Origin of the sequence: Thermophagus xiamenensis (assembly GCF_900112795.1) — a bacterium.
Taxonomy (GTDB): domain Bacteria; phylum Bacteroidota; class Bacteroidia; order Bacteroidales; family Marinilabiliaceae; genus Thermophagus; species Thermophagus xiamenensis.
In genome coordinates this window covers 1-11,136 of record NZ_FONA01000036.1, presented here as the reverse complement: position 1 = coordinate 11,136, position 11,136 = coordinate 1, and the positions used below count along the sequence as shown (strand labels likewise).

Annotated in this window: 7 protein-coding genes; 5 read left to right on the top strand and 2 right to left on the bottom strand. The window is 45.9% G+C overall.

Features of this window, described 5'->3' with window-relative positions:
* Positions 1-93 precede the first annotated feature (93 nt).
* From BM130_RS14775 to asnB, 5 genes are all read left to right on the top strand, one after another.
* Positions 94-657 carry a glycosyltransferase gene (locus BM130_RS14775; protein WP_081474929.1) on the top strand — a complete coding sequence of 188 codons (564 nt, stop codon included), beginning with the start codon at positions 94-96 and terminating at the stop codon, positions 655-657.
* A gap of 77 nt (positions 658-734) precedes the next feature.
* Positions 735-1,919, top strand: a complete 1,185-nt coding sequence (locus tag BM130_RS14770; protein ID WP_010526030.1) for a glycosyltransferase family 4 protein — start codon at positions 735-737, stop codon at positions 1,917-1,919.
* Between the two features lie 141 nt (positions 1,920-2,060).
* Entirely contained in the window at positions 2,061-3,344 is a 1,284-nt protein-coding gene (locus BM130_RS14765) for an O-antigen ligase family protein (RefSeq protein ID WP_010526029.1), read from the top strand.
* A 772-nt stretch (positions 3,345-4,116) separates the two neighbouring features.
* Positions 4,117-5,160, top strand: a complete 1,044-nt coding sequence (locus BM130_RS14760; protein WP_010526028.1) for a glycosyltransferase family 4 protein — start codon at positions 4,117-4,119, stop codon at positions 5,158-5,160.
* A 1,412-nt stretch (positions 5,161-6,572) separates the two neighbouring features.
* Positions 6,573-8,429, top strand: a complete 1,857-nt coding sequence (asnB, locus tag BM130_RS14755) for an asparagine synthase (glutamine-hydrolyzing) (RefSeq protein WP_010526027.1) — start codon at positions 6,573-6,575, stop codon at positions 8,427-8,429.
* Positions 8,430-8,553: 124 nt separating this feature from the next.
* On the opposite strand, the gene BM130_RS14750 is transcribed toward asnB, so the two are convergent.
* Positions 8,554-8,919 carry a four helix bundle protein gene (locus BM130_RS14750; protein ID WP_044138280.1) on the bottom strand — a complete coding sequence of 122 codons (366 nt, stop codon included), beginning with the start codon at positions 8,917-8,919 and terminating at the stop codon, positions 8,554-8,556.
* A 177-nt stretch (positions 8,920-9,096) separates the two neighbouring features.
* On the bottom strand, positions 9,097-9,798 hold the full coding sequence (locus tag BM130_RS15715; RefSeq protein ID WP_237706063.1) for a glycosyltransferase family 4 protein: 702 nt from the start codon (positions 9,796-9,798) through the stop codon (positions 9,097-9,099).
* Positions 9,799-11,136 lie beyond the last annotated feature (1,338 nt).

Genomic DNA, 11,136 nt, shown 5'->3' with positions numbered 1-11,136 from the left:
GAACGGATGCTGGAAAAACTGCGGCAGCGACATGAAAAGCGACAGCGCGATATAGACCTCTGTTATTCAAAGCAATAAATCTGTTAAAGTAGAATTAAACAATTAGCGCAAAATGGGAACAAATTTCAACTCAATATTATTTCAAATTTTAGTCCGGACAAGTATGCCTCAAACACCAATAAAAAGGATGTAGAATTGTTGAAAAATCAGTTCCATCATTTACCTGATTCCATAAAAATATTAGGGCCCATGCCAAATGAGAAAGTCCTAAAACTCTTAAAAAATTCTCATGTAGCTCTGTTACCAACCTATGCTGATACTTATGGCTATTTCGTTTTAGAAGCCCAGGCATGTGGGTGCCCTGTAATATCAACCGATATAAGAGCATTACCCGAGATAAACAATAATGAGTGTGGTTGGATAATATCTGTTCCCAAAGACAAAAACGGGAATGGCATTTTGAAGACCGCTAAAGACAGGAAAATATTCAGCACTATTATTGAAAAGAAACTTTATTCCATAGTTAACGAAATAATTCTAAAGCCGGAAAATATTTTACCAAAAGCTGAAGCATCCATTGAAAGAATTAAAAAAGAACATGACCCGGAAAAACATGCCAATAAACTAATTAATATATATGTAACTTCGAGAAAATAACCCAATTCTTAAAACACAAATTTTAACAACTATAACCTAAAGAATAGAGTTACATTAAACAAACATTTGAAAATTAAATGCGAACTAAAATTTCCCTTCTCACCGACGGCATCTACCCCTATAAAATGGGAGGCATGCAAAAACACAGCTACTACCTGGCCAAATACCTGGCCCGAGAGGGTGTAAAAGTGGATGTTTACCATGCCATTTCGGAAGAAGAAAAATTAACCAAAGAGGCCGAAGGTTTTACACCTGAAGAGTTGAACAACCTAAGGTTTTTACCGGTTCGCTTTCCAAACACCAAAAGATATCCCGGTCATTATATTCGGGAAAATTATATATACTCAAAAAGGGTATATCAGCAATTTATTCAGCAGCCGTTACCCGACTTTGTATATATTCAAGGATTTTCAGGTTGGTATTTACTAAAAAGAAATAAGTCTAAAAAAATCATTAAAACCGGTATCAACTTTCATGGTCTGGAAATGTTCCAGAAAGCACCTAATCAGAAGGTCAAGTTGGAGCATTATCTATTGAGACCATGGACGAAATGGAATCTGCAACATTCTGATATCATTTTTTCGTTGGGTAATAAACTTACCAAAATTCAACAAAAGATTCGTCAGACACCCTCAAAAATTATTGAAATCCCCATTGGAATAACAGAGGACTGGTTATTTACAAATCCTGAATTTAATCAAAATACTCTCCGAAAATTCGTTTACATCGGTCGTTACGAACGCAGAAAAGGCATCGAAGAACTGACTACAGTTCTCAATAATTTATTAAATGGACCAACCACAAATTTCGAATTTCATTTCATTGGTCCCATCCCTGAAAAGAAACAAATTAAAGGAATGACCAACCTCATCTACCACGGAGAGGTTCGAAATGAAAATAAAATAAAAGCCATTTTAAGGGAAGCGGATGTTCTGGTTTGTCCGTCGTGGAGCGAAGGAATGCCTACCGTTATTCTGGAAGCCATGGCCAGCGGATGTGCCATAATTGCCACCGATGTGGGAGCCGTGAGTGAGCAGGTGGATTCATCCAACGGGATAATTATCCCACCCGGAAATAAACCCGCTTTAAAGAATGCCCTGCTTGAAATGCTTAATATTAATGAAAATTTATTGCAGCGAATGAAATACAACTCAATTTTTCGGATAAAAGAAAAGTTCCTGTGGGAAAAGGTAGCTAAGGACACAATTAAAGAGATAAAACACATTATGAAAGACAATAATCAGCAAATTAAATTACATTAAATTACATTTTCGGATAATTAGCAAAACAACCTTAATCATAAACTAATAATTTACTGCAACAATTTAAAAAGCAATAGTAAACCGAAGGTAACAATCTCAAAATTTCTTTTCTTTGCCTAAACAAAACCAACATTTTCATAAATGTTAACAGAACTCCTGTACGAAAAAAACAACTACCTAACACTGCTCTTTTGGTTGGCCTTGGGCATATTTACGGGTCCACTGGTCTATTTGGCGGTGCCGCTTCACATGTTTTTTCTAAAGAACAGGGGTGAGTGGTTGTGGCTGTTGCTGGGTTTCTGGCTGGTTTTGACCTTTAGTGACAGTCGTCAAGGCATCTTCGCATTCGCAAAAAATTTAAAAACAGCAATGATGCTGATGATGGGGGTCTTATATTTCCTGATGCCCACAGGCAAAGACCCCATGAAATTTGTCAAGCCCTTTATTCCGTTTTTTATTGTTGCTTTTGTTTCGTTGATTGGCAGCCCGGTGGCTTTCACCGGTTTTCAAAAGACGGTATCATATGTTTTGTTACTCACGGTCATCCCTCCTCTTGTTGATCTGTTGCTAACGTATGAACGGGATCGTTTTCTTTATCATCTGGTGATGGTGGGCGTGGTTGTTTTGAGCATTGGTATTGCATTGCGTTTTCTGTCGCCCGGCTTTGTCATCTTTAAGGGGGAGCGTTATTCCGGCTTACTGGGCAATCCCAACGGGATGGGTATTTACGGATTTCTCTTTACAGTCCTTTTCACCTACATACACTATTTTCACCGTCATTTGTTTACGCGTAATCAGGTTATTTTTGTGTATCTCGTAATTTTTGCCTCTTTGGTGATGGCGGGTTCGCGAGGAGGACTCTTTTCCACCGCCCTCTTTGTGGCTGCATGGTTTTTAATAAAGAGAGATGCCGTAATGGGATTCATCGTTATGGCTCTTCTGTTTATTTCGTACCAGATTATTTTGGCTAACTTTGAAGCCATCGTGACTTCGTTGGGTCTGGCCGACTATTTCCGTCTGGAAACCTTGGAGACAGGCTCGGGACGGGTGGTGGTAGCAGAAGTGGCGTGGGAAAACATACAGAAAAACTATTGGTTCAGCCACGGCTTTACGTACGACGAACATGTATTGGCTCAATATAAAGAATATTTCGAACGACATGGTCACCAGGGCAATGTTCACAACAGCTGGCTCACCATGTGGCTTAACACGGGTCTGGTGGGACTTGTGTTGTTTAGCATTGGCTGGTTAACAGGCTTTATCAGGGCCTCACACCACACCCCCCTGGTCTGGGCCTTGTTCTTCGGCATGCTGATTTCCATTTCGGTGGAATCGTGGCTGACCGCCTCTCTTAATCCCTTTACCATTGTGCTGGTCATCATACTAAGCATGCTGGGAAATGAAGATTTCTTTGGAGACGGATAAGATAGATAAGGTGGATTAGGCCATTAGGTCATTGGGCCACTAGGCGATTAGGTTATTAGGCTAACGGCCTATTCCAGCCGCGGAGCGGCGACAGAGTGGTAAAACGGGAACAAGCTTCCCCACCCTCACCCCCCCAACCCCCTGAAGGGGGTGCACCGGCCCGCAGATGACGGAAACCAGAGGTCAGAAGCCAGAAGCCAGTTAGACCATTGGGCCATTAGGCTATTAGGCTATTAGGCTATTAGAAACGGAGTCCGAAGGACTCCTATGTTTATAGCTTAGATGCAATAAGCCAGAAACCAGAAACCAGATAAAAGGATATAAGTAGAAATAAGATGGAAATAAAATAGATATAAATTGTATAATGTAAAAATGGTCTAATGGCCTAACGGCCCATTGGCCTAAGGGCCTATTTTCTATTGGCCTATCAACCTAACGGCCTTTATTGTCAGCCGCGGTGCGGCGACAGAACGGTAACGGTGGAAAGGCGAAATGGTGGAAGGGTAGCCCCAACGTAACAGCAGAACGTTAAGGCAGAAATAATTAAAGGATAAAAATAAAATGGAAATAAAATAAATATAAATTGTATCGTGCAAAATCAACCTAACATCCTATCGCCTAATGGCCTATTGGCCTATTGGCCTACTAGCCTATCGGCCTAATAACCTAAAACCTAATAGCCTATTAACCTATTGGCCTACTAGCCTATCGGCCTAATAACCTATCGGCCTAATAGCCTAACCAGCCTAATACTAATAACTCAACACCAACCATGACAATACTGTTTCAATATACTGAGTTGGCATCCTATTTTTTAGCGGGGGTGCGCGAACTGGTTCAACAGGGGCACGCGGTCCATATTGTTCGATGGCCGGTAAATAAGGAAGCACCGTTCCGGTTTACCTTTCCGGAGGGAGTTACGGTTTATGAGCGTCAGGACTACAACACCAGGCAACTGGTTGCTTTGGTGCGGACGATAAGGCCCGACCTCATCATCACCAGCGGATGGGTGGATAAGGGTTATTTACAGGTGTGCCGGAAGTTTAAAGAAACTATCCCTACTGTGATGAGCATGGATAACCACTGGCTGGGGACAGCCCGTCAGCAGGTGATGCGACTGGCAGCTCCTCTCCTGCTTCACCGTTTCTTTACACATGCCTGGGTTCCGGGCGCTCCGCAGAAGCATTATGCCCTGAAGCTGGGATTCCGTCCCGAACGCATCGCCGAGGGTTTCTACTGTGCCGATGTGGATCACTTTTCCGGCGCCGCTCCCGACCGTTGCGAAGCCTCGCCCTTCCCGCGTAAACTCATCTATGTGGGACGTTACGTCCACCAAAAGGGTCTGGACCTTCTCTTCCCGGCCTTTATGGAGCTTCAGAAAGAGACACCCAACGACTGGGAACTGTGGTGCGCCGGCACCGGCGATCTCTATGACCAACGGCCCACCCACCCCAAAATTAAGCATCTGGGATTTCTGCAACCCGATGAGTTGAAAGAGACGCTGAAAGGTGCGGGTGTCTTTGTCCTTCCCAGCCGCTTCGAGCCCTGGGGCGTCGTGGTGCATGAGATGGCTGCCGCAGGCTTTCCCATGATCTGCTCATCGGCCGTGGGTGCCGCCACCCGCTTCCTCGAAGATGGTAAAAACGGTTACCTCTTCCAAAATGAAAGCCGGGCAGACCTGAAACAGGCCCTGAAACGAATGATGTCACTTTCCGATGAGGAGCTGCGCACCATGGCACGCCACAGTCATAAGCTGGGCATGAGCTACACCCCGAAGATGTGGGCGGAACAGGCGGTTAGGACAATAGGCCAGTAGGTTATTAGGCTATTAGGCCGTTAGGCCATTAGGCCATTGGGCTATTGGGCTATTAGGCCGTTAGGCTGGTAGGCGATGAGATTGAAGGGATTGAATGGGTTGATGTGCTAATGTGCTGATGTGCTAATATGCTGATGATATTGGAAGTTAGAAATCAGAAATAATTATTGGATATATGTGGATATAAATAGAAATAAAGTGGATAAAAATGGTTAAACGGTGGAATGGTGGGATGGTAGCTGCGGAGAGGCGACAGAACGGTAGACAGGATGCCAGAAGCCAGAGACCAGAAACCAGATAAAAGGATATAAGTAGAAATAAGGTGGAAATAAAATAGATATAAATTGTATGATTTAAAAATGGTCTAATGGCCTAACGGTCCATTGGCCTAAGGGCCTATTTTCTATTGGCCTAATGACCTAATCGCCTAACGGCCTATTCTAGCCGCGGAGCGGCGGAAGAGTGGTAAAACGGAAGCAAGCTACCCCACCCTCACCCCCCAACCCCCTGAAGGGGGTGCGCCCGCCCGCAAAACCAGAAGCCAGTTAGGCCAATAGGTCATTAGGCCATTTGGCTATTAGATACGGAGTCCGAAGGACTCCAATGTTTATAGCAAAAATGCAACAATAAAACCATCGACGCCGTAGGTGTCGAATAATCATTGGTCATAAATGGTAAGGTCAAATGTTAAAACGGTTGAATGGCGGAATGGTAGAATGGCAGCCCCAACGTGACAACAGACCGTTAAGGCAGAAATAATTAAAGGATATAGATAGAAATTAGATGGAAATAAAATAGATATAAATTGTATGATGTAAAAATGGTCTAATGGCCTAACGGCCCATTGGCCTAATAACCTAATTGCCTAACGGCCTATTCTAGCCGCGGAGCGGCGGCAGAGCGGTAAAACGGAAATAGCTCCCCCGCTCTCACCCCCCAACCCCCTGAAGGGGGTGCGCCGGCCCGCAAAACCAGAAGCCAGTTAGGCCAATAGGTCATTAGGCCATTAGGCTATTAGATACGGAGTCCGAAGGACTCCCATGTTTATAGCAATAATGCAACAATAAAACCATCGACGCCGTAGGTGTCGAATAATCATTGGTCATAAATGGTAAGGTCAAATGTTAAAACGATTGAATGGTAGAATGGCAGCCCCAACATAACAGCAAAACGTTAAGGCAGAAATAATTAAAGGATATAGATAGAAATAAAATAGATATAAATTGCATACAGCAAAATCAGTCTAATATTCTATTGCCTAATAACCTATTGACCTAATCGCCTAATAACCCAATGGCCTATTAGCCTAATGGCCTAATTGCCTAACGGCCTAATAACCTATTGGCCTAATTGCCTATTGGCCTAATAACCTAACAGCCTAATGGCCTAATAGCCTAACAACCTATTACATTATGTGCGGAATAAACGGAATCATATCCGGAACGATACAAGACAAAGAGGCCCGTATAAAGGCCATGAACAGCCGGTTGTCACACCGTGGTCCCGATGATGAGGGACAGTGGGTGGAAGGTGTCGCCGCCCTGGGACATCGGCGTCTCTCCATCATCGACCTGTCGGAGGCGGGCCACCAGCCCATGATCTCGGCCTGTGGACGCTATGTGATGGTCTTCAACGGTGAGATATATAACTATGCCGATCTTCGTCAGCGTTTCAACTACCCGTACCGGTCACAGACCGACAGTGAGGTGGTGCTGGCTGCCTGGTCGGAGATGGGCCACAAATGCGTGGAGCTCTTCAACGGCATGTTTGCCATCGCCGTGTGGGACAAGCAGGAAAAGACCCTCACCCTTGTTCGCGACCGCCTCGGCATCAAACCGATCTACTGGTGTCACACGCCCGAAGCCTTTTGTTTCTCATCCGAGATACGTGCTTTAACGACATCTAATCTAATATCCGGGAAGCTGGATGAGGCTTCCGTGGTTGATTTCCTTCGGTACCAGACCGTCCAGGCACCCGATACCATCCTGAAAGATGTTCATCTGATGGTTCCGGGGACCATCTTAAGATATGAGTTATCCTCCAACCAAACCGGTGTGGAGACCTACTGGTCGCCCTTCAGGGCAGGGAAAAAGACCCCTGAAAGCTACGAAGAGGTAAAGCGCGAGGTTCGTCGCCTCTTTTTTAAGGCGGTGGAACGGCGGCTGGTAGCCGATGTTCCGTTCGGAGCCTTTCTTTCGGGAGGCATCGACTCGAGTGCCATAGTAGGTGCTATGGCCAAAGTATCGAACCGACAGGTGGATACGTTTAACATCACCTTTTCGGAGGATGACTTTTCAGAGGCACCCTATGCCCGCCATGTGGCCAAAATGCATAAAACCAACCATCATGAGATACACCTGAAACCCGAGGATTTCCTGCAGATGATTCCCGACGCCCTGGCAGCTATGGACCACCCCAGTGGCGATGGTCCCAACACCTGGGTGGTGTCGAAAATGACCAAAGAGGCAGGCATCACCATGGCACTCTCGGGTCTGGGCGGCGATGAACTTTTTGGTGGTTACCCCATCTTTAACCGTATGGTCACCCTCGAACAACGAAAATGGTTGTGGCATTTACCTCTATCCCTTAGGAAAGCAGCCGGTAAGGCACTGATGGCCTTAAAGCCGGGCGTAGCCTCCACCAAAGTGATGCGCCTTATGACCATGAAGAATTATCATTTCGAGGAAGCCTTTGCCATTTCCCGTCAGGCACTGATGGACCCTCAGCTGGCGGGGATATTGCGTAGCAGCTCTTTGCCTGAACATAACCCGGTACGATGGCTACGGCAAAATAAGGTAAATGAAACCGGTGAAGTGTTGTCACGGGTCTCCGTTGCCGAGATGACCACCTACATGCAAAACGTATTGCTGCGCGACAGTGATCAGATGAGCATGGCCCATGCGCTGGAAGTGCGTGTCCCCTTCCTCGACCATGAGCTGGTAGAGTATGTCCTCTCGCTTCCCGACGCCTTCAAGCGCCCTGTCACACCCAAAAAGCTGTTGGTTGACAGCCTTCCCGACCTGCTACCCGACTACATCGTGAACCGTCCCAAAATGGGCTTCGTCTTCCCCTGGCGCGACTGGCTCAAAGGTGTGATGCACGATTTTGCCGACCAACGCATTCGCACCCTGGCGCAACGCGAAATGTTTTACGAGCCCGGCGTACTGGATATCTGGCACCGCTTCCTCAAAGGAGATCCATCAGTCACCTTTTCCCGAGTCTGGCCCCTGGTAGTGCTGGAAGAGACGATCAGATCGTTAGGCCAATAGGCTATTAGGCCATTGGGCTATTAGGCCAATGGGCCGTTAGGCGGTTAGGCCAATGGGCCATTGGGTAATTAGGCCGTTAGACTATTAGGCCGATAGGCCATTAGGCTATTAGGCGGCTAGGGGATTATTGTGAGTTAAATTTTCTTTTTTGTGCGATTAAAGAGTTAATCATCTTTGATATTTCAATGCCCAATTCTTCCATTTCGTCAAGGGTACTAGAGGATATTATCTTTTTATAATAAAACAGATTTAAAACAGTGATAGCTTCAAACAATGAACCACGGGCAAAATATAGATAATTTATTTTTTCTTTATTACTTATTCTTCCTTCTCCTTCAGCAATATTTTGCGGGATAGAAGATGCCGCCGCCTCCAATTGCTCAACCAAACGATAATGCCCATGAACACCTTCGGCAATATCCAAACATCTTTCTGCAAAATGCATCGCTTTTTGCCAGACCCGAAGATTCTTAAAGCTAAAATTCTCCATAATAATTCTATCAATTATTAAAGGAAAATACACCCTATAATCCTAATAGCCTACAGCCTAATCGCCTAATAACCTAATAACCTAATGGCCTAACAGCCTAATGGCCTAATAACCTAATAACCTAATGGCCTAACAGCCTAATGGCCTAATAACCTAGTGGCCTAATGGCCTAGTGGCCTATCGGCCTAACAGCCTCTGATACTTTCCTTCCAACCCCGCCTCTTTCAGGTAATTCCTGGCCACAAAACGGGCATTTTCGCTCATCTCCTGCCATTGTTGAGGTGTCAGGGTTATCGCTTCCTTGAAGGCCTTATGCCAATCCATCCGGTTATTATCCGGGACGACCCATCCTGCCTGAAGGTCCTGCACGTGGTTCCAGGGCGTTTTGTCGCTGATGAGTACGGGCAGCCCGGCGGCCAGGGCTTCAAAGATGGAGTGGCCGAAGTTTTCGCCGAAGGTGGGCAGCACAAAGCAGTGATATTGCGAGAGGATGCCTGCTACTTTTTGGGGTTCCACCGCCCCTTTATAGTTCACCGTCACGTTGGGAGGCATCCGCTCAATGAGGCGCAGACATTCCTGCCAGTATTCATGGTCTCTTAAGGGGCCATAGATATCGTAGATAACTCTTTTCTCCCCCTTATAATCTTTCAAAACATTTAAAAAAGTGATGTGATTTTTCATTCTCACCACCAGCGCTACGGTCACCACCCTTAATTCATCTTTTCGGAAGAGAGGTGTGGGGTTGTTATTCAATACAGCAGGGACGTTACCGGCGATGGTCACCTGTGCCCTGCTCCCCACATGACGGCGGATATCCTGTTGTTCCTGAAGGTCGGTGGCATGCCATGCCACATTGGGACGTCGGAGGAAAGGCTTCATAAGAGAGAGGAAGACACGCTTCTTGGTGGCCTTCAGTGCCAGAGCCCCCTGCTGAAACATGCCACGGGGTGCCACGATGTATCGGGTTTGTCTCATGCCATGCAACACATTGCCTGCCAAAGGATATACGGTGGCAAACAACGAGAAGAGGCCGTTGATGTACACCACCTGAGGCTTCACCTCGCGGACGAGTCGCGTAACACCTCCAAAGGATTGATACTTTGGAGAAGCATAAAAGACGGATGCCTTGCCTTCAAAATCGACCCACCGGTCGGCATCCACCGTCAGAATGGTCCCGTCCAGGTCTCTGTTGGTGGTCACAACATAAAATTCATACCGGTCTCCCAGCAGCCGCACCATGTTGGTGATAGATTGTACCGGTCCTCCCGCCTTAAAGGCCGGGGTGAAGTAGTCGTAAAGAATAACTATTCTTTTTTTTGTTTCATTGAGGTCCATGGGGCAAAGATAATATATTAGGCAAATAGGCCGATAGGCTATTAGGTCATTAGGCGGTTAGGCTAATAGGCCATTAGACCGATAGGTTATTAGGCCGATAGGCTATTAGGCCAATAGGCCGTTAGGCCGGTAGGCCCTTAGGCCAATGGGTTATTAGGCTGTTAGGCCAATAGAAAATAGGCCCTTAGGCTAATGGGCTAATGGGCTAATAGGTTATTAGGTTATAGGCCATTAGGTCAATAGGCTGTTAGGTTATTAGGCCGTTAGGCGATTAGGCAATTAGGCCAATAGGCTGTTAGGCTGATTTTGAAGCGAACAATTTACATCTATTTTATTTCCATTTATTTATATATCCTTTAATTATTTCTGCCTTAACGTTCTGCTGTCACGTTGGGGCTGCCATTCTGCCATTCCGCCTTTCAACCGTTTCACCATTTTATCATTTGTGACCAATAATTATTCGACACCTACGGCGTCGATGGTTTTTGTTGCTGCTTTTTAGCTATAAACATGGGAGTCCTTCGGACTCCGTTTCTAATAGCCTAATAGCCTAATGACCTATTGGCCTAACTGGCTTCTGCGGGCAGGCGCACCCCCTTCAGGGGGTTGGGGGGTGAGGGAGGGTGTTTGCCTCTGGTCTACCGTTCTGTCGCCCCGACGGGGCTCAGGTTGTATATGGTTGCACTATTGCTCCTGTTTTCAACGATGGTTGGTCAGTTCATGAGGGGCTCAGGTTGTATATGGTTGCACTATTGCTACAAAGCTGTCGCCGCTCCGCGGCTGAAAATTGTTAATATTCATCAGAAGTATACCACCAATATTCATCAAAAGTATACCACTTTTCCAGAGCTCTCATTGATGAATGAGCGAAGCGAAATGAAG